Here is a 22,917-nt window from a genome sequence, read left to right on the forward strand (position 1 = left end):
TCCGTCGTCGTACGAGCGTCGTGACGACCGTCCGTCGTACAACCGCGACCGCCGCGACGACCGGGGTGGCGACCGCGGCGGGTTCCGCCGCACGGACCGCCCGTTCAACCGCGACCGCCGCGACGACCGCCCCGCGGGCGGCCACCGCCCCGCCGGCCACGACCGCCCGTACGGCCGTCGTGACGACCGCCGCGACGACCACCGGGGCACCGGCTCCTTCGGCCGCCGCGACGACAAGCCGCGCTGGAAGCGCAACGGCTGACACTCCGTAGGACCCCTCGGACGGGCCCGTACGCGACACCCAGGTGCCGCGCGCGGGCCCGTCCGCCTTTCGGGACGCGCCGGAAACGGGTGTTGTGCCGATACCCGATCGGCTCACGTCCTCCGGCGGGCTATGCTCGGGGATGACCCGTCGAGGGCCCTTAGCTCAATTGGCAGAGCAGCGGACTTTTAATCCGTTGGTTGTGGGTTCGAGTCCCACAGGGCCTACCAGGTCGGAGCCGCCGCGAGGCTCCGGTCACCGAGTCCGTGCCCCGGTCGGTTTCCCCGGCCGGGGCACACGTGTGCCGGGACCCGTTCCGCGCGCCGGCGGCGCCGGTAAGGCGGTGGCCCGGTACGGAGGGGGCTCGGGTACGGAGGGGGCTCGGGTACGGAGGGGGCTCGGGGGCGGCGGGGCCGACCGCCGGGAGGGGTACGCGGGGCCGGGCTCCGCGGCATGGCCGGTCGAGCCCGTGTGGCGGCCGGAGGAGGGTCGGGGCAGGCTGGAAGGAGACAGGGGCGGGCACGTCGTCGCGCCGCCGCCGACCGGTGGAGCGGCCCTGCCCGGAGCGCGGCCCGACCAGGGAGCAGACCGCATGATCCATCCAGCAGACATCCGGGAGTGGCGGAACCGGGACGTCGTGGACCCGAAGGGGCACAAGATCGGCGTGCTGGAGGCGATCTACGTGAGCACCGCGACGGACGAACCCGCCATGGCCACCGTCCGGACGGGGCTGCCCACCCGCCAGCGCCTGGTGTTCGTCCCGCTCGACGACGCGACCGTCGGACCGGGCTACGTCAGGGTCCCGTACGACAGGGGCACGGTCCGCAAGTCCCCCGCCATCGGTACCGACGACGTGCTCGCCGCCGAGGACGAGCAAGCCGTCTTCCACCACTACGGCCTGGCCTACCGGCCCGGTGCCGCCGGCGAACGGCAACTCGCGCGCCGTTGAACCGGACCGTCGCACGGAGGAGTTCCAGACCATGGCGATCTTCCTGTTCCTCGTCCTCGTGGCCGTCGTGCTCGGCCTCATCGGCGTCGCGGTCAAGGGGATGATGTACCTGCTGATCATCGGTGCCGTCGTCCTCGTGGCCGACCTGATCTTCTTCGGCGCCCATCTCTCCCGGCGCGGCGCCCGGAGGCGCTAGGCGGCCCTCCGCGCGGCCCGCGCGGCGGGTCGGTCCCGTGGGGCCCGTGGGGCCCGTGTTTCCGCGGGGCCGGGTGGCCCGTGGAGAGTCCGTGTGGGGGATCGGCCCGTGGGGCTCGGGTGGGTCGGTCCCGTGGGGCCCGCGCGGCGGGGCGGTCCTGCGGTGGGCCAATGCGGCGGGACGGCCCCGCGCGGGTCAGTGCGCCCGCGAGGGTCAGTGCGTCCGCGCGGGTCGGTGCGGTGGTCCCCGCACGGGTCAGCCCCGGGGAGGGCCGGCCCTCCGCCCGGTGCGCGTGTCGACGAGGATCTGCCGGGCCTGCGTGACGTTGTCGGCGCGGACGGCCTGCGCCATCGCGGTGCGCGCCTCGTCCCGGGGCGTGTCCGGAGGCACGACGAGCAGCGAGAAGTGGTCCTGGTCCCCGCGGGTGACCAGGACGGTGTCGTCCCCGACGGGGAACGAGTCGATGCGCACCACCCGCTCGTCGACGACCAGCCGGGCCGGGAGCCCCTCCCAGGCGGCGGCGTCCAGGCCGACGCGGGAGATCGGGCCGAGGTGCTCGGTCAGGGCGCTCACCAGGGCGGGCAGCTCCTCCGCGATGTCGTGGGAGCGCGGCCACCACGCCCCGTCGAGGACGCCCTCGCGGGAGCGGGTCGTCTCCAGCCGCAGGAGCGCCGTCCCCGGCTCCACCGCTTCGTGGAGGGTGTCCGGCAGGTGCCCGGGGGCGGGAGGCGTGTCGGAGTGGGCCATGCTGATGTCCGCCTGTCTACGGGATCCGGTCCCTTCGGCGAACCGGACGTCCACTACTTCCCACGGTACTCCGCCCGCCCCGGTCACCGGGGGTCCGCGACCTCCTCCGGGAGGGAGGGCCGAGCCGGGCGGCCGGGCTCGCGCGGCGTGGTTCCGGGCCTCCGGAGAGGGGCCGCCGGAAACTTTCCGGCCGTGGAGCGCGAAATGGTGAATGACCTTCGCTGGAATAGCGTAAGGTGGTGTTCATCGACGCGGGGTGGAGCAGCTCGGTAGCTCGCTGGGCTCATAACCCAGAGGTCGCAGGTTCAAATCCTGTCCCCGCTACTGAAACCGAAGGCCCGGTGCACACAGCACCGGGCCTTCGGCGTGTCTGCGTGTCTGCGTGTCTGCGGGGCCGGGTGTCCGGGTGTCTGCGCGGCAGGTCGGCGGGGCACCGGGGCCGGTATCTACCCTGCGTGATCGACAGGCCGCTCTGTGCGATAACAATTGACACACGGTCAGAAACTTGATCGAGGAGTTTCGGGGGCGCGACCGCCTGACAGCGGGTCAATTCGCTGTGACTTGTCCCTTTATAGGGCCTTGATTCACTGCCGAGTGAGCGAGGTGTTCCCGGGAGCGGCTTGGAATACGGGCCCGGCTTCTATTAACGTTCGATAACGCAGCGCGGTCGTATCAGTCGTCGCAGAAGGCGGCGCCGTGCGCATGCGCCGAATCCCGCAAGGGAACCGGGGAACCACCGCACTTGGGGTGAATCGGGCCTTCACCGGCCCGTAGGGGACCTTCCTGCTCCGAACCCGTCAGCTAACCCGGTAGGCGGAGAAGGAAGGAAAGGAGTACGCCTCCGTGGCGTCCAACAGGCCTGCCCCCGAAGCCCCCTTCGGCTCGTACGACATGACCGGCCGTCCCACCGCTTCGGGACTTCCGGCCACCGCCGCCCCCGCGGCCGCCTCCGAGTGGAACCCCACCGAGGAGACCGTCCGCCCCGTCCGGGGCCGGCACCGTGTGGTCAAGCAGCGCGGCGGCCTCGCCCGCAGCTCCACCGTCCTCGGGGTCGGCGTCATCGCCGCCGTCGGCGCGGGCGGCATGGCCACCGCGCACGACAAGCCCAGCGTCGCGATATCCCTGCCGGACATCAACCTCCCCGACGCCTCCTCGCTCCCCGGCGTCGGCGCGTTCCTCGGCGACGACGCGGACGACGCCCCCGACGAGGCCCCCGCCTCCGCCGGTCTCGCCACGCTCGCCCTGTCCACCGGGAACGGCCCCGCCGACGCCCGGGGCGCCGGTGCCGAGGCCGACGCGGGCGAGGCGCTGCGGGCGCGCATCCTCCAGCAGGCCGAGCAGCAGCAGGCGTCCGCCGAGGCCGAGGCCCGGGCCGCCGCCGAGAAGGCGGCCGCGGAGAAGGCCGCGGAGGAGGCCGCCGCCCAGCAGGCCGCCGCCGAGGCCGAGGCGAAGGCCGCCGAGAAGGAGCGCAAGCGCGCCGAGGCGGAAGCCGCCGCGAAGGCCGAGGCCAAGCGCCTGGCCAAGCTCGCCGCGAGCTACGCCCTGCCGACCTCCTCGTACACGATCACCTCCACGTACGGCCAGGCCGGCTCCATGTGGTCCTCCGGCTACCACACCGGCCTCGACCTGGCCGCCCCCACCGGCACCCCGGCCAACGCCGTCCACAGCGGCACCGTCAAGTCGGCCGGCTGGTCCGGTGCGTACGGCTACCGCGTCGTGCTGGAGCTGGCGGACGGCACCGAGGTCTGGTACTGCCACCTCTCCTCGATGACCGTCAGCGCCGGGCAGTCCGTCGGCACCGGCGACACGATCGGCCGCGTCGGTTCGACCGGCAACGTCACCGGGGCGCACCTCCACCTGGAGGTCCACACCGCCTCCGGCAGCGGCATCGACCCGCTGGCCTGGCTGCGCGGCAAGGGCCTCACCATCTGACACCCCGGCGCCCCGACGCGTCCCGGTACCCCGGCGCGTCCCGCGCCGGACCCCCGATCCCGGCAGCCCCGGCGGCACACCCCCCGACGCCAGGGCTGCCGGTCCGCTCTTCCCGGCCCCGGGTCCCGACCGTGCTCTGGTCCCGGGGCCCGGCCGCGCCCCCGGTCCCGGGCCCCGGTCCCGCGCCCCGCTCTCGGGGCCCGGCCGTGTTTCGGGCCCGGCCGCGCCCGGCCTCAGTAGCGGTACGGGTTGTAGCCCGCGTAGTCGCGGTGCGGCGGCGGCGTCCACACCCGGCCCGTCGCGCGCGCCGCGAACGTCAGGGCCGGGGCGGCCACCTCCTTCCGCTGCCACATGTGGTGCAGCAGCTCCTGCTCCCGCGCCGTGAAATCCTGGTCCGCCACACCCCGCCGCGCCCGGTACCGCAGGAACGCCAGGGACGTCGCGAACGCCTCGTACTCGCCCACCGACCGCGCCGCCGCCGGGCCGAACGTGCGCGCCGCGTAGGACCGCGCCAGGCTCCGCGCCTGCATCGACGACAGCGCGAGCGGCTCGTCGGCGGACAGCCAACCGGCCGCCGCGTACGCCGGCAGCTCGCCGGATATCGTCCGCAGCTCCCGCTGGCGCGTCCATATCACCAGCCACGTCAGCAGACCCAGCGCCGGCAGCATGAACGCCCCGTACACGAGGAGGAAGCCCCACGGCCCGAACGTCGTCGAGCCGTTCCACAGCGCGTGCACCCCCATCGCCAGGACCAGCCCCAGCAGCGGCAGCAGCGTCCGCACCACCCTGCGCCGGCGCGCCGTCATCGCGGCGACGCCGAACCCGATGCCCGTCAGGACCGTGAACAGCGGGTGCGCGAACGGCGACATCACGACCCGGACGAAGAACGTCACCGCCGTCACCGACTCGAAGCCGGACGTCCCGAACTCCTGGTCCTCGTCGAAGGCGCTCCCCAGGTACAGGATGTTCTCGGTGAACGCGAAGCCCGTCGCCGTGAACCCGGCGACGACCACGCCGTCGACCAGCCCCGTGAAGTCCCGCCTGCGGAACAGGAAGACCAGCAGGATCGCGACGGCCTTCGCGCCCTCCTCCACGACGGGGGCGACGACGGTCGCGCCGAGCGTGTCCGCCGACGTCGGGTCCGCCGTCGCCGTGGCTATCCAGCGCGTCGCGAACGTGTTGGCGAGGATCGCGACGAGCGCCGCCGCGAACGCCCCCCAGGCGAAGGCGAACAGCAGGTTCCTCCACGGACCCGGCTCCACCCGGTCCAGCCAGCGGAACGCCGCCGCCAGCAGCGGTACGGGCAGCAGCGCCAGCCCGAGGCCGACCACGAAACCCGCCGTTCCCGTCTGCTCCCGCACCAGCGCCAGGATCACCAGGGCGCACAGGGCCAGCACCAGGATCACGGCCGAGGCGCGCACCGCCCTGCTGCGCCAGAACGCGCCCCGCGGCTTGTACCGCCAACGGGCCCGGTCCGGCACGGCGTCGAACGACGGCCGCGGGTGGTACGCCGGGATGGCCGGCTGGGCGGGGCCGGCCGGCGGAGGGGTCCGCGGTGCGGAGCGGGGCGCGCGCGAATCTGACACCCGATGGACCCTAGACGGCCGGACTGACACTCCGCGAGCGCGTTGTGGACAAGCGCGAGTACGTTGTGGACGAGCGCGGCCGGGCCGTCACGCGCGGGCGAACAGCAGGTCGCGGACGACGTGCCCCTTCTCCAGGCCCTGCCCCTCGAACCGGGTCAGCGGGCGGAAGCCGGGCCGGGGCGCGAAGCCGCCGCCGGGTGCCGTGTTCTCGAAGTCCGGGTGCGCCGTCAGCACCTCCAGCATCTGCTCCGCGTACGGCTCCCAGTCCGTCGCGCAGTGCAGGACCGCGCCCGGCTTCATCCGGGTCGCGACGAGGCTCAGGAACTCGGGCTGGATCAACCGCCGCTTGTGGTGCCGCTTCTTCGGCCACGGGTCCGGGAAGTACACGCGGACGCCGGCGAGCGCGGCGGGCGGCAGCATCTCGCGGAGCAGGATGATCGCGTCGCCGTTCGCGACGCGGACGTTCGTGAGGCCGTTCCGCTCGGCGAGGCCCAGCAGGTTGCCCTGCCCCGGGGTGTGCACGTCCACGGCGAGGATGCCGGTCGACGGGTCGTCGGCGGCCATCCGCGCGGTGGCCTCGCCCATGCCGAAGCCGATCTCCAGGACGACGGGGAGCCCGCCGAACATCTCGTCCAGGTCGAGGACGCGCCGCCCGTCGATGTCCAGGCCCCAGGTGGGCCACAGGCGGCGCAGCGCGTCGGCCTGGCCGGCGGTGACGCGGCTGCGGCGCGGCTGGAAGCTGCGGATGCGGCGCTCGAAGTGGGAGCCGGCCGGGTCGGGCGAGGGCCCGGTCCCGTCGGGGAACATCCGGCTGCCGCGGCGCGACGTGGGCACGCCGGAGCCCCCGCCGGACACGGGCGGCTGCCCGCCGACCGCCTCGGGCGCGGTCACCTCGGCAGCGGTCGCCTCGGGCGCGGGGGCTCCGGGCGCGGGCGCGGGGGCTCCCGGGGTGCGGGGCCTGACGGGAGCGGGGGTCGTGGGGGGCGTGCTCGACGCGGTCTTCTCGGACACAGTGCCTTCGATTCTACGAACCCTCCCCGCGTTCCCTACCCGATCAAGTGCGCCAGGGCCCGCCGGGCCACCTCCCGCCCGATCGGCAGGGACGCCGTCGCCGCGGGCGAGGGGGCGTTCAGCACGTGCACCGTGCGCGGCGCCTCCCGGATCAGGAAGTCGTCCACCAGCGTCCCGTCCCGCAGCACCGCCTGCGCCCGCACGCCCGCCGGGGCCGGCCGCAGGTCGGCGGCGGTCGCCTCGGGCAACAGCCGCCGCACCGCCTCCGTGAAGGCCGGCTTCGACAGCGACCTGCGCAGCTCGCCCGCCCCGTACCGCCAGTGCCGCCGGGCGATCGCCCACGTGCCGGGCCAGGCCAGCGTCCCGGCCAGCTCCCCGGGCCGCACGACGAGCCGGCCGTACCCCTCGCGGGCCAGCGCGGGGACCGCGTTCGGCCCGACGTGGACGCCCCCGCCGACACCCCGCGTCAGGTGCACGCCGAGGAACGGGAACGCCGGGTCCGGCACCGGGTACACCAGGCCCCGCACCAGCTCGGGCCGGGCCAGCTCGTAGTACTCGCCCCGGAACGGCACGATCCGCATGCCCGGCTCGTCCCCCGCGAGCCGCGCCACCGCGTCGCAGTGCAACCCCGCACAGTTCACCAGCGCCCGCGCGCGCACCACGGCACCGTCCGCCGTGCGCACCGCCACGCCCCAGGGCCGCCGGTCGACGGCGGTGACCCGCGCCCCGTACCGCACCTCCGCGCCGGACTCCTCGGCGAGCCGCTCCGCCACCGCGCCGTAGTCGCAGATCCCCGTCGTGCCGACGTGGATCGCGGCGATGCCCCGCACGCTCGGCTCGTACGCGCCGATCTGGGCCGGACCCAGCTCGCGCACCGGGATGCCGTTCTCCCGGCCGCGCTGGACCAGGGCGTGCAGCCGGGGCAGCTCGGAGCGGTCCGTGGCGACGATCAGCTTGCCGGTGACCTCGTGCGGCAGCCCGTACTCGGCGCAGAACTTCACCATCTCGGCCGCGCCCCGCACCGCGAACCGCGCCTTCAGGGAACCCGGGCGGTAGTAGATGCCGCTGTGGATGACGCCGCTGTTGCGGCCCGTCTGGTGGCGGGCGGGGCCGGGCTCCTTCTCCAGGACCGTCACGCGCGTGCCGGGCGCGGCCCGCGAGAGCGCGTACGCCGTCGACAGCCCGATGATCCCGCCGCCGACCACCAGGACGTCGCAGTCGAACATGCCGCCGCCGAACCCGGACACCTGTGCCACCTCCCACCCCGATAGTGCACTGGCCCGCTGACATCGCCGTTAAACCAGGCATGCACGGCGGTGGGAGATGGATCACGCCAGGTGGTGCGCCCCTCCGCGCCCCCACCGGCACCCGGAGGGCCAGGCACCCGACCCGGCACTCGGTCCGGCACCCGACCCGGCACTCGGTCCGGCACTCGGTCCGGCACCCGACCCGGTGCCACGCCTCCGCGCCGGACCCCGCCCCGGGTCCTACGCCGGGGCCGACAGCAGCGGCCGGGCCCGCTCGCGCAGCTCCGCCACCCGCGGTTCGTCGCCGTACGGCTCCAGACGGTGCAGCAGGTCCCGTACGTACTCCGTCGTACGGGCCGAAGAGATGCGCCCGGCCACCTCCACCGCGCGCGTGCCGGCCGCGCAGGCGGCGTCGAGGTTCCCCGACTCCAGTTCCGCTACGGCGCTGACGACCAGCCGCAGCCCGTGGGAGCGTACGTACTCCTCCGTCGGACGCGACAGCGCCTGCTCCGTGAACCTGCGCACCTGGCGCGGCGCCTTCAGGTCGCGGTAGCACTCGGCGGCGTCGGCGGCGAACCGGTCGTACGAGTAGAAGCCCAGCCACGAGGGGTCGGCGTCGCCGTCCCGCGACCGCTCCAGCCACCCCTCGGCGGCCTTCAGCGCCGCCCCGGCGGCCGCCGCGTCCCCGGCCTTGGCGTGGGCGCGGGCCTCGACGAGTCGGAAGAACGACATCGTGCGCGCCGTGGCCAGGCCGCGGTTGCGCTCCACGGCAGCCTGCGCCAGGTCCACGCCCTCGTCGGCGAAGCCCCGGTACGTGGCCTGCAGCGACATCGACGCCAGGACGTACCCGCCGAGCGGCACGTCCGCCGCCGCGCGCGCGAGGCGCAGCGCCTGGATGTAGTACCGCTGGGCGGCCTCCTGCTGGCCCGTGTCGAAGGCCATCCAGCCGGCCAGCCGGGTCAGCTCGGCGGTCGCGCCGAACAGGGCCCGGCCGACCTCGTCCGAGTACGAGCCGAGCAGCAGCGGCGCCGCGTCCACGCGCAGGCACTCGGGCACCATCGACGAACGCCAGTCCCCGCCCCCGTACTTGGAGTCCCAGCGGCGGGCGTCCTCGGCGGCCTCCCGGAGCTTCGCCACGTCGCTGTGGCCCACGCGCGCGTGAGCACCCTCCGCGGGGGGCTCCTCGACCACCGGGACGGGCACCGCGACCGCCGGAACGGGCACCGCGGCCTGGGCGCCGGCCGCTCCGGCCCGGGCGCCACACGCGCCGGCCCGGGCACCCGGGGCGGCACCGCCCGCCGGGCCGCCCGCACCTTGGGCGGGACCCGCACCCCCCGCCGCACCCGTGCCGCCGCCCTCCGCGCGCGGGACCCGCCGCTCCACGGACGGGTCGGCCGGCGTGATCAGCCACCGCGAGGCGGGCACCGCGTACGCGCTCACCGCGAAGGAGCCCGCCAGGGACTGCCAGATGCCGCCCCCGCCCGCGCGGCGCCCCGCCAGGTCCAGGCGGTACAGCTCCGTCGCCGACTTCACGGCCTCGCCCACGTCGCGCGGGAACGCCAGCCCCACCTCGGGCGCCGGGTCCGCGTCGGCCAGGCCGATCTCGTGCAGCGGCACCGGACGGCCGAGCTTCTGGCCGATCGCGGCGGCGATGAGATGGGGCGCGGCGCCCTGCGGGATCATGCCCTTCGACACCCAGCGGGCCACCGACGTCTTGTCGTAGCGCAGGGTCAGGCCGCGCTGCGCTCCCAGGTCGTTGACGCGCCGGGCCAGCCCGGCGTTGCTGATCCCGGCGAGGGCGAGAACGGTGCCGAGCTTCTCGTTCGGTCCGCGTAGCTCCCTGGACATGCGCCACCCCTCGACACCCAGACGGCCGCCGCACTGCCAGGCATAGGCGCGCGGCATTCGTAAACCCAGCGTAGTTCGCCGCATCCCCACCGTTAAGGGGTGGTGTTCCCTATGGCGGGATTGTTGTGCGTACGGGAAGTTGGCGTGCGCCCGGCTCCGGGCCGCCGTGCTCCCGGCGTGTGGCCGTGCGCCCGCCCGTGCGCTCTGGCCGGTGCCACCGGTGGAGCGCTTCCATGGTGCCGCGTGGGTCGGCCCGCTGGCGGGAACCAGCGGGCTGGGGGACACCGCCGCTCCATTCCCCGCGGGCGGTGGACCGGTCCGGGGGGCGAGCAGCGCCCTCCGGACCGCGCGCGTGGACCATGGTCGGGAGCGGAGCGGTCGACAAGCGTTTCGGTTGAGTGGGGTGCGGAGATTGGCTGAATGATGCCCATGGGTCGACCGGTCGAATCCCCTTTTCCACAAACGGAGTTGGTCGTTCCGCCCGGTGCCGCAGGGGATTGACCCCCCGCGCCGACACACCACCGCCCCATCGTCACCACATCGCCGGTCGCCGGGGCGCGTTCCCGTTCACGTACGCGCCGCCCGGACACCCTCCTGTGCGCCTGTAGTCGTGGCAGCATGTCTCCGTCGGCACCCCCGTCGCACCGGCCGCCCCGCGGCGCGTGCCGGGCGGGCCGCGAGTGCCTGAAGGTGTCCACGGGCTGTGGAGGCGGCGATGCGCTGGCTGGTGGGGTGGAGCAGTATCGCCGCGAGCTTCGGCACGGTGGGCGCGGTCGGTCCCGCCGACGACGGCGCCACGATGCAGCCGGTCGGCGGACAGCTCCTGTGGGGCGACCCGGACCCCCTGTGGGCCGTCGGCGACTGGCGCTCCGACGAGGTGCGCGTCGTCAGCGTCGCCCCCGACATCCGCCTCGCCGTCCTCGGCTGCTGCGCCGCCTCCGACGAGGAGCTGAAGGTCGGCCTGTTCGCCGCGCGCGGCGGCGCGCTGCGCCACCTGACCGCCTGGCCCGGCAGCTACACCGCCGTCGTCCAGACCGGCCGCCGCGTCACCGTCACCTCCGACCTCGCCGGTGCCCGCCCCGTCTTCCACACCCCCTGGGCCAACGGCACCGCCTACGCGACCGCCGCGCTGCCCCTCGCCGACCTCATCGAGGCGCAGCTCGACATCGGGCACCTCGCCGCGCTCCTCGCCTGTCCCGAGACCCCCGAGGCGCTGCGCGACTCCACCCCGTACGCCGGCGTCAAACGCGTCCCGCCCGGCCACGCCCTCGTCCTGCGCGAGGGCTCCCGCGAGATCACCGGGTACGAACCCGTCGCCTCCCTCGCCGTCGCCGCGCCCCAACTCGACCCGGACCGCGCCGTCGAAGGCGTACGGGACGCTCTCGTCGAAGCCGTGCGCGCCCGCCTCACCGCGCCCCGCCACGCCCCCGCCGCCCTGCCGCCCGACCCCGGACCCGTCCCCGGCATGGGCCCCGCCGACCGGCGCGCCGCCCGCGGCGAGGCGCCCGCGCCGGGGATCGGCGCCGACCTGTCCGGCGGCAGCGCCTCCAGCACCCTCGCCCTCCTCGCCGCCGGCCTCCCCGGCGTGCCCGGCACCATCGCCGGGCACGGCGGCGCGGGCGCCGGCGAACGCCTCCTCGCCGTCACCTTCAACGACCTCACCGCGAGCGCCCGCGAACCCGCCCGCACCGCCGAGCTGGAACGGGCCCGCGTCCTCGCCGAGGACCCCCGCCTCCACCACGTCGTCGTCGCCGCGGCCGAGGAGGCCCTCCCCTACGCCGACCTCGACGTTCCGCTCACCGACGAACCGGGTCCCGCCCTGGTCACCGCCGCCCGCCACCGACGCCGTCTCACCGCGGGCAGCGCCGACCACTTCACCGGCCACGGCGCCCGCCAGGTCCTCGACGCCCACCCGGCCCGCCTCGCCGACCTACTGATGGACCGCCGGCGCCGCCACCTGCTCCGCCCCGTCACCGCCCTCGCCCGCGCGGCCGGGTCGTCCGCCGGCTCCCTCCTCGTCCCGATCACCGTCTACCGGGCCGCCCGCCGCCTCGCCCGCACCCCCTACCGCGCCGGACTGGAGGACGCCGCCGGCCACCTCCTCGACGCCAACCGCGGCCTCGCCACGGGTACCGCCCCCGGCCCGCTCGACGCGTCCCTCGCCGCCCTCGCCTGGTCGCGGCCCGGGCCCGCCGCCCGCTGGCTCACCGGGGAGGCGCTCGCGGAAGTATCGGTTCGCCTCCACCAGGCCGCCACCCGCCCCACCTCCGTCCAGCGCCCCGGCGAGGCCCGCGCCCGCGCCGCCCTCGCCCGGCACGCCGCCGACCACCGCGTCCTCGAACAGGCCGCCGAGGTCCGCAGCCAGCGCCTGCACGCCCCGTTCTTCGACAACCAGGTCGTACGGGCCTGCCGTGACCTCCCCGAATCGCTGCGGGTACGGCCCGGCGCCCGCGCCGACGTCCTGCGCGCCGTACTCGCCGGAACCGGCATCCACGACCTGCCGCCGGGCTGGGGCACCGCATCGCCCACCTCCTCCCAGGCCGCCGCCCGGGCCGGGCTGCGCGTCGCCCTGCCGCAGTTGCTCGCCCTGTTCGAGGCGCCGCTCCTCGCGGACGCCGGACTCGTCGAGGCGCGCGTGGTCCGCACGGCGCTGCGCGCCGCCGCCGACGGCGAACCCGTCCCCCTGGACGGCATCGCGGACCTGGTCTCCACCGAGCTGTGGCTCCGCCGCCTCCTGGCCCGCCGCGGCACCTGCTGGTCCGGCACGGCCGCGCCCCGCCGCCGCGCCGTCGCCGCGGGCGTACCGTCCCGGCCGACCCTCCGCTCGTGACCCGGGGCGGTCCGGTCGGTTCGGGAGCGGGTCCCCGAGCGTCTCCGGGGCATCCCCAGGGCGTGCGTCCGCAGCGACCGCGCGCGCCCCGGTGCCGACCGCCACCGCCAGGGCCGTACCCGAGCGCCGCCCCACCGCCTCCACAGCCCGTACGCGTACGCCGCCCCGCCCCGCCCCACCCCGCCCCTCGGACGGTGTGGTCCCGCCGCCGCCCGACGCGGACCGCCCGATTGGCTCCCCGCCCCGCAGCGGCCTCCTGCCCGCCAGGGAGCCGGACACCAGCCGGCACACGAGACACCCCGTACGGCATGCTCGTACGGCACGCCCACGCGGAACGAGCGAGCACTGGACCCGGCCGCGCCCGTGGAGGGGCCCGCACGGCACGCCCACGTGGAACGAGCGCCGGGCCGGCCGCCCCTACCGCCCCCACCGGGCCGGCCGCCCCTACCGTCCCTGCCGGTTCAGCCGTCCCTACCGCCCCAACCGTCCCTACCGTCCCTGCTGGCTCAGCCGCTCCTGTCGGGCCGGGCGGGCACGGCCTCCCCGGTGACGGGCGGCGACGGCAACTTCCCCTCGCGCCTGCCGACGGCTGTGTGATCGTCGACGCCGACGGCGCCCTCCGCACGGCGGGTGACGACCCGTGGGGCCGCGTCGCCGTGGACGCGCACCACCCCGGCTCCGGGGCCCGGCACGACCGAGACGTTCCCGAACGGGGGCCCCGGTCCCCGCCCCCGTACCGCCACCGCGTCGTACGCCCGCTCCACGGGTCCCGTCACCCGCCCCCGCAGGTGATCCGGGCCTCCGCCCAGTCCGCCAGCGCCACCGCGCCGGCCAGCCGGGACGGTTCCGTCACCAGCTTGACCGTGGCACGGCCCGCGATGCCGACGCGGACCGGCACCGCCGGGTCGCCGCCGTCGACGACGGGCGACCGCCACAGCCGCACCCCGTCCGCCCACACGGAGAAGCGGACCGGGCCGAGCCCCCCCGACATGTCGTCGATCCCGACGAGCGCCTGGTACACGGAGCACTTCCGGTTCAGGTCGACGGTCACCGACGACCCGGGGTGCACGGTGATGCCGTGCCCGTACGACGTGCCGCCGACGGACAGTCCGTGCCGCCGCCACACCCAGCCGGACCCGCCGAACCGCAGTTCGGGACCGGTGCGGTCGCCGAACACGTCGTACTTCAGCTGCCCCACCCGGTACGTGGCCGACTCGGGCGCCGGGACCGGCGTCGGCGTGGGCTCGGGGGCCTTCGTTGCCGTCGGTGGTGTCGGTCCTGGTGCCGGTGGGAGAGGAGACGCGGGCGCGGGAGACGGGGCCGGAGCCGCCTGCGAGGGCACCGGGACCGGCGTCGGTGCGGTGGCTGGCGCCGCCGCGGACGCCGGGGGCGGCTTCGGAGCGGACTCCGGTCTCGGCTCCGGGCGCGGAACCGACGCCGGACCGGGCCCCGACGTCGGACCGGGCGCCGACGCGGGTACCTTCCGGCCCGGGGACGGCGGCCGGGGCGCGTCCGAGGGCGGTTCCACCACGGGTGGTACGACGGACCGCACGGCCGGCGGACGCGCCTCCGGCTCCGGTACGGGACCGGGGCCGCCCGACAGCGCCCACACCAGCCCGGCGGCCACCGCGAGGGCCGACGTCACCGCGATGCCCACCTTCACGGACACCCCCGCCCCCACCACAGCGGCCCCCCTGGCGGCACCGTCAGCAGCGGTACCCCCGGCGGCTGTCCCGCCCCCGGCGCCACCCCCGGGGACGACGCCCTCGGCGGCGGCACCTTCGGTGGTGGCGGCAGCCCCACTCGCGACGGCACCCTCAACAGCGGTGCCTTCGGCAGCGGGCCCCCCGGCGGCAGACCCGCCCGCGGCGGCGGAACCCCCAGTGGTGGCTGCAGGCCCACTCTCGGCGGCCCCACCCGCGGCGGCGCCTCCAGCAGCGGACCCCCCGGCGGCCGACCCGCCCCCGGCGGCACCGACCGCTCCCCCAGCGACTGCTCCCGCCGCCTTGAGGGAGTACCCGGCGGCGAACCAGCCGATGACCGCGATCGGCAGCAGCGCCGGGATGCCGGCGTTGACCTGCGCCAGCTCCCCCGCCACCAACCGGCACTTCGCGCACTCCTGCAAATGGCCGCGCAGCCCCCGCTCGGCCCGCTTCCGCAACCCGCCTCGCGCGTACGCGCCGAGCCGGTCGGCGTACCGGGCGCAGTCACCGCCCGCCGTCAGGGACTGGTCGACGTGTGCCTGGAGGTACGCCTGCCGCAGCCCCTCGCGGGCCCGGCTCGCCAGGACCGCCGTGGCGTTGGCGGTCAGCCCGAACAGCGGCGCGACCTCGCGCGGCGACTCCTCCTCGATGGTCGTGTGCCACAGCACCGCCTGCCACCTCTCCGGCAGCGACCGGAACGCCCGCACGGCCAGCGACTGCTCGGCCTCCCACATGGCCCGCACGTCCGCGCCCGGCTCGACGGCGCCCTCGCCGGCCGGTTCGGACACCCGCGCCGCCTGCGCGGCGAACGCCCCGAAGTCCTCGACGAGCTGTTCCCTCCTGGCGGTCCTCGTCCAGGCCGCGGCGACGTGCCGGACGGTCGTCAGCAGGTACGCCCGCACGGACTGCTCCGGACCGGCGCCGCGGCGGACCGCCTGCAGGGTCCGCGCGAACACCTCGGCCGTCAGGTCATCGGCCGTGTGCCGGTCCCGGCAGCACGTGCGCGCGTACCGCAGCACCGCCCCCGAGTGGCGCCGGAACAGCTCCTCGTACGCCGAGTCGTCACCGCCGCGCATCCGCTGGACCAGCTCCGCGTCGGACGGCGGCAGCTCCACCGGCACCGGCCCCGCACCCGAGTTCGGCCCCGCGTCGACGCCCGGCCCCGACCCCGCGCCTGCACCCGGCCCCACGCCCGCGCCCAGGTTCGGCCCCGGGCCCGAGTCCGACCCCGCGCCTACACCCGGCCCCGGACCCGAGCCCGAGCCCGACTCCGGCCGGGGCGGCCGTACGCGGCCGCGCTGCGGCGGGACGCCCGGCCCGTCCGCACGGGTCGGGGCGTCCCGGCGTGACCGCCGGCCGCCCTGAGCCGGAACCTGCGCCGCGGACCACCCGTCGGCCCCTTCGACCGCGTCGGTGCCGCCGAGCGGACCGTCGCCACCGTCACCGTTCAACGCGACCGCCCCCGCACCCCACCTCAGACCGGAACACGGGCACAGAGTCCCACAGCGCCCCCGGACGGCCGCGGCCACGGGAGCGCCGACCACTCATCCGGGGAGGAACTTCCGTACAGACGTGCCTACGGGCGCGTGTTCGGAGTAATCTCCTCCGTCACGGGCGCGAGCGGAGCCCCTCCAGCAGGATCTCCAACAGCCTCGCCGAGGCCGCGCTCTGCTGTGCCGCGTCCGGCAGGGACGGCGCCGCCGTCGCGATGACCAGCAGCACGTCCGCGACCGTCACGTCCCGCCGCAGTTCACCGGCCTCCCGCGCGCGGTTGACCAACTGGCCCACCACGTCCAGAAGCTCCGACACCCCCGCGTCGTCCAGCCCGGCCGCCGGCACCGCGCGCGGCGTCACCACCCGCAGCGCCGTCGGCGCGACCGCGCCCCGCTGGTGCGGCACGCGCGCGTCGTCCGGCGCGGGCACCTCCTCCACGTCCACGCCCACCCGCAGCACCTGCGGCGGCAGCAGCCGGCCGGCGCCCGACGCCACGGACGTGCGCAGGAAGCGGGCGAGCGCCGACCAGGGCTCGTCCTCCTGCCCCAGGGCGGTCCGCGCCTGGTCGGTGAGCCGGGCCGTCTCCTCCTGGGCTATTCGCCGGACCAGCACGTCCTTGCTCGGGAACCGTCGGTAGACCGTGCCCACACCGACCCGGGCCCGGCGCGCCACGTCCTCCATCGGCGCCCCGTACCCCAGCTCCCCGAACACCTCGCGCGCGGCACGCAGCACGTGCTCGAGGTTGCGCTGGGCGTCCACGCGGAGCGGCGCCGGACGCGCGACCCCGGCCACCCCGGCCCCCGCCACCCCGCCGACCGCGCCCATTCCCGCCGTCGCGGTCGCGCCGCCGACGGTCTGCGCGGTCCGCGCCTGCCCATGCGAATTCTGAATCTGCATGCGTTCCCCCGGTTGTTCGGCGTCTCCCCCCGGAGACTCCCCGCCCTGACATCCGGGGCCCGGCCCGACAACGCTCAGGTCACGCGCAACGACCCGACACCCCGATGAGATACGAACATAGTTGAGACGCAGTCAATTCAGAAGGGGTAGTTCCGTCCGGTGCGCCCCCCGATCGGAGCAAGGCCCGGAAGACTCCTGTTTCCCCTCCCGCACGGCCCTCTCCCCACCCCGTACGACCTGCGGAAATACTCTCTCCAACCACCCGTCCGGCCTCCCGCGCGGCCCCGCACCTCCGGTCACACAATCCGTCGGGCCTGTGGACAAACCCCCGAGCGCGTTGCGTCATGGGATGGTGACGGCTGCAACCCCGAGGGGATCCGACGAATCCCCGACTCGTGTGCGCGTTCTCGTCGTCGGCGGCGGCTACGTCGGCATGTACACCGCCCTGCGCCTCCAGCGGCGGCTCAAGGCCGAGATGAGGAGCGGCGCGGTCGAAGTCGTCGTGGTCTCCCCCGACCCGTACATGACGTACCAGCCCTTCCTCCCCGAGGCGGCCGCCGGGAACATCTCCCCCCGCCACGTCGTCGTGCCGCTGCGACGCGTCCTGGACCACTGCCGGATCGTCATCGGCGAGGTCACTTCCCTCGACCACGCCGGGCGCACCGCGACCGTCACGACCCTCGCCACCGAGGAGGAGGACGCCGGCCCGCTGGAGCTCACGTACGACGAGCTGGTCCTCGCGCCGGGCTCCGTCTCGCGAACCCTGCCCGTCCCCGGCCTCGCCGACCACGGCATCGGGTTCAAGACGGTCGAGGAGGCCATCGGCCTGCGCAACCACGTCATCGAGCAGATGGACATCGCCTCCTCCACCCGCGACCCGGCCATCCGGGACGCCGCGCTGACCTTCGTCGTCGTCGGCGGCGGGTACGCCGGGGTCGAGGCGCTCGGCGAGCTGGAGGACATGGCCCGCTACACCGCGCGGTACTACCGCAACATCAAGCCCGAGGACCTGAAGTGGGTCCTCGTCGAGGCCAGCGACCGCATCCTGCCCGAGGTCGGCGAGGAGATGGGCCGGTACACGGTGCGGGAGCTCCGCGCGCGGAACATCGACGTACGCCTGGAGACCCGCCTCGAATCCTGCGTGGACCGGGTCGCAGTCCTCAGCGACGGCAGCCGCTTCCCCACCCGTACGGTCGTGTGGACGGCCGGCGTCAAACCGGCGCCCGTCCTCGCCGCGACCGGCCTGCCGCTCGACGCCCGCGGCCGCCTCAAGTGCACCCCCCACCTCACCGTGGAGGGCGTCGAGCACGCCTGGGCCGCCGGGGACGCGGCCGCCGTCCCGGACGTCACCGCGCCCGAACCGGGCCGGGAGTGCGCGCCCAACGCCCAGCACGCCGTACGCCAGGCGAAGGTCCTCGCGGACAACCTCGTCGCGGCCCTGCACGGCCGGCCGCTGAAGCGGTACGCCCACGAGTACGTCGGCTCCGTCGCGTCGCTCGGCCTCCACAAGGGCGTCGCCCACGTCTACGGGCGCAAGCTCAAGGGCTACCCCGCCTGGTTCATGCACCGCGCCTACCACCTCAGCCGCGTCCCCACCTTCAACCGCAAGGCGCGCGTGATGGCCGAGTGGACCCTGGCCGGGCTGTTCAAACGGGAGATCGTCTCCCTCGGCTCCCTGGAACACCCGCGTGCCGAGTTCGAACTCGCCGCGGGCCCCCCGCCGCCCCCGTCCGACACGGCCGTCACCGCCGACTCGTCGCCCGACGCCCACGACACCGGCGACGAGAGCGACACGAAGGACACCAAGGACACGAGGGGCACGAAGGGCACGGGGGAAACCGGCGGCCAGGGGGACGCGCAGGGCCCCGGCAAGGTCGGCCCCGCAACCGATTGACGCCCTTCGTCAGTGCGCTCCGTCACACTGGACGTGTGACCATAGGTGGACCCACACCTGCACAGAGTGACTCAGCACGGCAACGACACCACGAGGCATAGAGATCCGTGAACTTCACGCGTTGGAGCGTCCGCTTCCCCGGTACGCAGCGCCGTGCCGCCGCGCGCGGCACCGACCACGGGGGTTCGCCGGCACAGCGCGGTGAAGGCTCCGTGCCCGCGGCGCGCGGTGAGTACGGCCGGCAGTCGACGCCCGGCCCCGACGACGACCCGGCGAAGCCCCCCGGCGCGCCCGGCGGACCGTCCGCGCCCGGCGCGCGCCCCACGCCCCCGGCGCTGGAGGACTTCTCCGTACGGGAGATCCTCGGCCACCTCCCCGGCCTCGTCGCCCTCACCTACGGCACCGACCACCGCGTCGCCTACGTGAACGACGCCTACGCCGCCGCCTTCGGGCCCCGCGCCCCGGGCAGCGCCGCCGCCGACAGCTGCCCCGAACTCGCCGGCCTGGGCCTCCTCCCGCTCATGGACCAGGTCCTGCGCAGCGGCAAGCCCCGCACGGTCAAGTCCCGCCGGACGAAGGACGGCGGCTCGTACACGGTCTCCTGCCTCCCCGTCGACGTCCCCGCCCATCATGGGCAGCCCGAGCGGCCCGGCGGCGGGGTCCTCGTGCACGCCGCCGACGTGACCGACCACGCCGAGGCGGCCGAGCGGCTCCGCGCCAGCGAGCGCCGCCACCGCGAGACCGCCGTCACGCTCCAGAGGTCACTCCTCCCGCAGGAGCTGGAACAACCCGACGACCTGCGGGTCGCCGCCACGTACCAGCCGGGCGGCACGGACGCGGCGGTCGGCGGCGACTGGTACGACGTGATCACCCTCGGCGCCGGCCGCACGGCCCTCGTCATCGGCGACGTCATGGGGCGCGGGGTGCGCGCCGCCGCCGTCATGGGACAGCTCCGCACCGCCGTCCGCGCCTACGCGCGCCTGGACCTGCCCCCGCACGAGGTGCTCCAGCTCCTGGACGGCCTGGCCGCCGAGATCGACGCCAGCCAGATCGCCACCTGCGTGTACGCGATCCACGACCCCAACGAGGGCCGCCTCGTCTACGCGTCCGCCGGGCACCTGCCGATCCTCGTGCGCGACGAGGACGGCACCGTCCGCCGCGCCGACGACCCGACCGGGCCGCCGCTCGGCACGGGCGGCTGGCTGCACGCGTCCGGGACGATCGCCCTCCCGCCCGGCTCCACCGCCGTCCTCTACACGGACGGCCTGGTCGAGCGGCGCGGCGAGGACATCGACGAGGGCGTCGCCGCCCTGGAGCGCGCCCTGTCCGGCGCGACGGGCGCCCCGCAGGTCGTCTGCGACCGCCTCCTGCGCTCGCTGGGCGTGACCGCCGAGCACGACGACGACGTCGCGGTCCTCGTCCTCCAGCACCCGTCCCGTACGGGCTCCGACGCGGAGCTGTTCCACAACGCCGCGCTGGACCTGCTGGGCGGTGTCGAAGCGGCCCCCCGCGCGCGTGCCTTCGCCTCCGGGGTGCTGTCCAGTTGGCGGTTCCCGGTGGAGCTGCGCGACCTGGGCGTCCTCGCGACCAGCGAGCTCGTCGCGAACTCCCTCCAGCACGGCACGCCGCCGATGCGGCTGCGGCTGCGCCGCACCGACCGGCGGCTGATCATCGAGGTGACGGACGGCGACGACCACCTGCCGCGCCGCCGCCGCGCCGAAACGGAGGACGAGGCGGGTCGCGGCATCTCGATCATCGCCACGATCGCCTCGTCCTGGGGCAGCCGCCGCACACCCGGCGGCGGCAAGGCCGTCTGGTGCGAGTTCGCCCTGCCGGGCTGACCCGCTCCGGTCAGGCGGCCGTCCCGACCGCCCGCTCCTCGGGCGCGTGCCGGGCGACGACCCGCGACCGGGCCGCCGCGTACGGGTGGTCCTGCGCCGGCGTGAGCCCCCGGCCCAGCCGCAGCGCGAGCACGCTGATCGCCAGCGAGAAGAGCACGAACGTCACGATGTACGGTCCGTGCAGCGCCGCCCCCATGGGGCCGCCCACCGCCGGCCCGACCGCCAGCGCGAGCTGCTTCACCAGGGCGAACGCCGAGTTGTACTGGCCGACCATCGCCTCCGGCGCCAGGTCGGCGACCAGCGGCGCCACGGTCGGCGACAGCATCGCCTCGCCCAGCCCGAACAGTCCGTACGTGGTGATGAACGCCGCCGTCGCCATCGCCTGGCTGCCGTGCCCGAGCCCCGCGTACCCGGCGACGAGCCACGCGACGGCCCAGATCAGGCCCACGGCCGCGATGACCCGCGTACGGCGCCCGCGCTCCACGAACCGCAGCACCAGGAACTGGGCGACGACGATGACGGCCGTGTTGGCGGCCAGCGCCATGCCGAGCGTCGACGGCTCGATCCCGGCGGCCTCCGTCCCGTACGCGGCGAGCCCCGACTCGAACTGCCCGTAGCAGGCGAAGAACAGCACGAAGCCCAGGACGCACAGCTGCACCATCGCCCGGTGCCCCAGCAGCGCCCGCAGCCCCCCGCCCTTGACGGCCGCGTGCCCGGGCCGCGCGTCCGCGATCGCGGGGGTGCGCGGCATGCGCACGGTCGCGGCGATGACCGCGAGCACCAGGAACATGGCCGCCTCGATGGAGAACAGCAGCAGGAAGCTGCCGGGGCGGCTCTCGTCGACGAGCTGGCCGCCGATGAGACCGCCGATGCCGAGGCCCAGGTTCTGCAGGAAGAACTGCAGGGCGAACGCGCGCGTACGGGTGTCGGACGCCGAGCTCCAGACGATCATCGTGGCGAGCGCGGGCTGCATCACGGCCGTACCGGCTCCGAGCAGCGCCGCGGCCCCGACGACGGCGGTCACGCTGCCGGCGACGCCCATGGCGAGCGCACCGAGCGCGGCCAGCAGCGCCGCGCCGACGAGCACGGGGAGCGGCCCCCGGCGGTCGATGGTCCTGCCGGTGAAGGGCAGCACGGCGAGAGCGGCCATGGCGAAGACCGCCAGCACGGCGCCCGCCGCGCCGGCGCCCAGCTCCCGCACCTGAGCCACGTACACGTACAGATACGGAACGGTGAACCCGAGCCCGAACGCGCTCAGCGCGTTGCCCGCCTGGATCCGGCGCATCGCAGCGCTCCTCGCCTTGGTCACACTCACCCACTTCGATCTCGTAGGACTGAAGCCTGAAGACTTCAACACTAAATTTCGAAAGTTAACTGTACACGTCGAAGGACTTCGAAGCCAAGCGAAGCGTGGGATACTCCTCGGCATGCCCCAAGCCCAGGAGCCGAGCGCCGAGCCGAGCCTCGACGCGCAGATCGCCGCCTACCAGCGCGAATACCGTGACCTCGACCCCCAGGTCGAGCAGGTCGTCTCGGCGCTCGGCCGGCTGAACCGGCGGATGAACGTGGCGTACGGACGCCAGCTCGCCGAGCTCGGCATCGGCAACACCGAGTGGGAGGTCCTGAAGACCCTCGTCCTCGCGGGCGCCCCGTACCGGATGGGGCCGGGCGAACTGGCGAAGCGCCTGGGCCTGACGCCGGCGGCGATGACGCACCGCATCGACCGGATGGCCGGCGAGGGTCTGGTGACCCGGGACCGGGACGAGACGAACCGGGTGCGGGTCATCGTCGAGCTGACGGACGAGGGCCGCGCGAAGTGGCTGGAGGCCATGCGCATGGCCACGGCGTTCGAGGAGGACCTGCTCCAGGACCTCTCCGGTGACGAGCGGGGCGTCCTCGGCGAGCTGCTCATCCGGTTGCTGCGCCGGGTCGAGCACGCGCAGCCGGACGCGGGCGGGCGGCTCACGGACCTGGACGGCTGACCGGCCCGTCGACGGACGTTGGCGGGGGCTTGACACGCCCTTCGCCGGTCCGTAAGGTTCTTCGGGTTGTCACGGGACCGGAACGGTTCGGTGACAACCACTCAGCCGCGCGAAGCGGCACCCAAACCCAAGCACGATCTCCTCACGGGGTGGATTGCGGCATGCCGTAATTCATTCAAGCGGCTCGATTATGAGCAGCCGAGGAAATCCGCTAGAGTTTGAAACGTCGGAACGGCCCGAGGGCCGGGAGGACAACCCCTTCTGACGGGGAATCAGGGCCGAAAGGATCTGATAGAGTCGGAATCGCCGGAAAGGGAAACGCGAAAGCGGAGAACGGATCGGCAGCCCGGTCCAGCGGGTGGCGGAGACGGAAAACGGATCTGCTAAGCTGGAGACACGAAAGACCGAAGGGAAGCGCCCGGAGGAAAGCCCGATAGGGTGAGTACGAAGGAAGCGTCCGTTCCTTGAGAACTCAACAGCGTGCCAAAAATCAACGCC

General features: G+C 75.1%; 16 protein-coding genes, 2 tRNA genes, 1 pseudogene and 1 riboswitch. Of the genes and pseudogenes, 10 read left to right on the top strand and 9 right to left on the bottom strand.

Annotated features, from left to right (window positions below; genetic code table 11):
• The 4 genes and pseudogenes from AC07D6_RS16465 to AC07D6_RS16480 form a co-directional block, all read left to right on the top strand.
• Positions 1-262, top strand: a pseudogene (locus tag AC07D6_RS16465) (DEAD/DEAH box helicase); the annotation flags it as partial.
• A 154-nt stretch (positions 263-416) separates the two neighbouring features.
• A tRNA-Lys gene (locus AC07D6_RS16470) sits at positions 417-492 on the top strand.
• Positions 493-854: 362 nt separating this feature from the next.
• A complete protein-coding gene (locus AC07D6_RS16475; RefSeq protein WP_315879393.1) occupies positions 855-1,211 on the top strand; it encodes a PRC-barrel domain-containing protein in 357 nt (118 codons plus the stop codon).
• 31 nt (positions 1,212-1,242) lie between these two features.
• The gene (locus AC07D6_RS16480) at positions 1,243-1,407 is read left to right on the top strand and encodes a hypothetical protein (RefSeq protein ID WP_315879394.1); all 165 of its coding nucleotides are present in this window, start codon (positions 1,243-1,245) and stop codon (positions 1,405-1,407) included.
• Positions 1,408-1,662: 255 nt separating this feature from the next.
• Here AC07D6_RS16480 and AC07D6_RS16485 read toward each other — a convergent pair whose 3' ends face one another.
• The gene (locus AC07D6_RS16485; RefSeq protein ID WP_315879395.1) at positions 1,663-2,154 is read right to left on the bottom strand and encodes a DUF5994 family protein; all 492 of its coding nucleotides are present in this window, start codon (positions 2,152-2,154) and stop codon (positions 1,663-1,665) included.
• 250 nt (positions 2,155-2,404) lie between these two features.
• Between AC07D6_RS16485 and AC07D6_RS16490 the strand changes: the two genes are divergently transcribed.
• Positions 2,405-2,478, top strand: a tRNA-Met gene (locus tag AC07D6_RS16490).
• 371 nt (positions 2,479-2,849) lie between these two features.
• Positions 2,850-2,985, top strand: a riboswitch (cyclic di-AMP (ydaO/yuaA leader).
• A gap of 12 nt (positions 2,986-2,997) precedes the next feature.
• Positions 2,998-4,086 carry a M23 family metallopeptidase gene (locus tag AC07D6_RS16495; RefSeq protein ID WP_479044945.1) on the top strand — a complete coding sequence of 363 codons (1,089 nt, stop codon included), beginning with the start codon at positions 2,998-3,000 and terminating at the stop codon, positions 4,084-4,086.
• 233 nt (positions 4,087-4,319) lie between these two features.
• Here AC07D6_RS16495 and AC07D6_RS16500 read toward each other — a convergent pair whose 3' ends face one another.
• The 4 genes from AC07D6_RS16500 to AC07D6_RS16515 all read right to left on the bottom strand — a co-directional run bounded on the left by AC07D6_RS16500 (position 4,320) and on the right by AC07D6_RS16515 (position 9,778).
• Complete coding sequence (locus tag AC07D6_RS16500; protein WP_479044948.1) at positions 4,320-5,672, bottom strand: PrsW family intramembrane metalloprotease; 1,353 nt, start codon at positions 5,670-5,672, stop codon at positions 4,320-4,322.
• Between the two features lie 87 nt (positions 5,673-5,759).
• Positions 5,760-6,479 (bottom strand): tRNA (guanosine(46)-N7)-methyltransferase TrmB, encoded by a 720-nt coding sequence (gene trmB, locus AC07D6_RS16505; protein WP_315879408.1) that lies wholly within the window; start codon positions 6,477-6,479, stop codon positions 5,760-5,762.
• Positions 6,480-6,718: 239 nt separating this feature from the next.
• Positions 6,719-7,909 carry an L-2-hydroxyglutarate oxidase gene (gene lhgO / locus AC07D6_RS16510; RefSeq protein ID WP_479044977.1) on the bottom strand — a complete coding sequence of 397 codons (1,191 nt, stop codon included), beginning with the start codon at positions 7,907-7,909 and terminating at the stop codon, positions 6,719-6,721.
• 261 nt (positions 7,910-8,170) lie between these two features.
• Positions 8,171-9,778 (bottom strand): MFS transporter, encoded by a 1,608-nt coding sequence (locus tag AC07D6_RS16515; protein ID WP_479044951.1) that lies wholly within the window; start codon positions 9,776-9,778, stop codon positions 8,171-8,173.
• Between the two features lie 715 nt (positions 9,779-10,493).
• Here AC07D6_RS16515 and AC07D6_RS16520 point away from each other — a divergent pair.
• Positions 10,494-12,608 (top strand): asparagine synthase-related protein, encoded by a 2,115-nt coding sequence (locus tag AC07D6_RS16520; RefSeq protein WP_479044980.1) that lies wholly within the window; start codon positions 10,494-10,496, stop codon positions 12,606-12,608.
• A gap of 506 nt (positions 12,609-13,114) precedes the next feature.
• Here AC07D6_RS16520 and AC07D6_RS16525 read toward each other — a convergent pair.
• From AC07D6_RS16525 to AC07D6_RS16535, 3 genes are all read right to left on the bottom strand, one after another.
• Positions 13,115-13,300, bottom strand: coding sequence for a hypothetical protein (locus tag AC07D6_RS16525; RefSeq protein ID WP_479044952.1), 186 nt, complete (start codon positions 13,298-13,300; stop codon positions 13,115-13,117).
• A gap of 80 nt (positions 13,301-13,380) precedes the next feature.
• Entirely contained in the window at positions 13,381-15,432 is a 2,052-nt protein-coding gene (locus AC07D6_RS16530) for a sigma-70 family RNA polymerase sigma factor (RefSeq protein WP_479044954.1), read from the bottom strand.
• A 487-nt stretch (positions 15,433-15,919) separates the two neighbouring features.
• The gene (locus tag AC07D6_RS16535; protein ID WP_479044957.1) at positions 15,920-16,702 is read right to left on the bottom strand and encodes a TetR/AcrR family transcriptional regulator; all 783 of its coding nucleotides are present in this window, start codon (positions 16,700-16,702) and stop codon (positions 15,920-15,922) included.
• A gap of 349 nt (positions 16,703-17,051) precedes the next feature.
• Between AC07D6_RS16535 and AC07D6_RS16540 the strand changes: the two genes are divergently transcribed.
• Positions 17,052-18,596 (top strand): NAD(P)/FAD-dependent oxidoreductase, encoded by a 1,545-nt coding sequence (locus tag AC07D6_RS16540; protein WP_479044959.1) that lies wholly within the window; start codon positions 17,052-17,054, stop codon positions 18,594-18,596.
• 107 nt (positions 18,597-18,703) lie between these two features.
• On the top strand, positions 18,704-20,437 hold the full coding sequence (locus AC07D6_RS16545) for an ATP-binding SpoIIE family protein phosphatase (RefSeq protein ID WP_315879401.1): 1,734 nt from the start codon (positions 18,704-18,706) through the stop codon (positions 20,435-20,437).
• 10 nt (positions 20,438-20,447) lie between these two features.
• Here AC07D6_RS16545 and AC07D6_RS16550 read toward each other — a convergent pair whose 3' ends face one another.
• On the bottom strand, positions 20,448-21,722 hold the full coding sequence (locus tag AC07D6_RS16550) for an MFS transporter (RefSeq protein WP_479044961.1): 1,275 nt from the start codon (positions 21,720-21,722) through the stop codon (positions 20,448-20,450).
• Between the two features lie 142 nt (positions 21,723-21,864).
• Here AC07D6_RS16550 and AC07D6_RS16555 point away from each other — a divergent pair, with 142 nt between their 5' ends.
• Positions 21,865-22,419, top strand: coding sequence for a MarR family winged helix-turn-helix transcriptional regulator (locus AC07D6_RS16555; RefSeq protein ID WP_315879403.1), 555 nt, complete (start codon positions 21,865-21,867; stop codon positions 22,417-22,419).
• The last annotated feature ends 498 nt before the right edge of the window (positions 22,420-22,917 follow it).

It is taken from the genome of Streptomyces sp. NPDC045287 (genome assembly GCF_056432325.1).

Excerpts from the sequence above, each read along its gene's own strand:
- AC07D6_RS16475 (WP_315879393.1), top strand. The coding sequence starts at position 855 with ATGATCCATCCAGCAGACATCCGGGAGTGGCGGAACCGGGACGTCGTG.
- AC07D6_RS16480 (WP_315879394.1), top strand. The coding sequence starts at position 1,243 with ATGGCGATCTTCCTGTTCCTCGTCCTCGTGGCCGTCGTGCTCGGCCTC.
- AC07D6_RS16485 (WP_315879395.1), bottom strand. The coding sequence starts at position 2,154 with ATGGCCCACTCCGACACGCCTCCCGCCCCCGGGCACCTGCCGGACACC.
- trmB (WP_315879408.1), bottom strand. The coding sequence starts at position 6,479 with ATGTTCCCCGACGGGACCGGGCCCTCGCCCGACCCGGCCGGCTCCCAC.
- lhgO (WP_479044977.1), bottom strand. The coding sequence starts at position 7,909 with ATGTTCGACTGCGACGTCCTGGTGGTCGGCGGCGGGATCATCGGGCTG.
- AC07D6_RS16515 (WP_479044951.1), bottom strand. The coding sequence starts at position 9,778 with ATGTCCAGGGAGCTACGCGGACCGAACGAGAAGCTCGGCACCGTTCTC.
- AC07D6_RS16520 (WP_479044980.1), top strand. The coding sequence starts at position 10,494 with ATGCGCTGGCTGGTGGGGTGGAGCAGTATCGCCGCGAGCTTCGGCACG.
- AC07D6_RS16535 (WP_479044957.1), bottom strand. The coding sequence starts at position 16,702 with ATGCAGATTCAGAATTCGCATGGGCAGGCGCGGACCGCGCAGACCGTC.
- AC07D6_RS16540 (WP_479044959.1), top strand. The coding sequence starts at position 17,052 with ATGGTGACGGCTGCAACCCCGAGGGGATCCGACGAATCCCCGACTCGT.
- AC07D6_RS16550 (WP_479044961.1), bottom strand. The coding sequence starts at position 21,722 with ATGCGCCGGATCCAGGCGGGCAACGCGCTGAGCGCGTTCGGGCTCGGG.
- AC07D6_RS16555 (WP_315879403.1), top strand. The coding sequence starts at position 21,865 with ATGCCCCAAGCCCAGGAGCCGAGCGCCGAGCCGAGCCTCGACGCGCAG.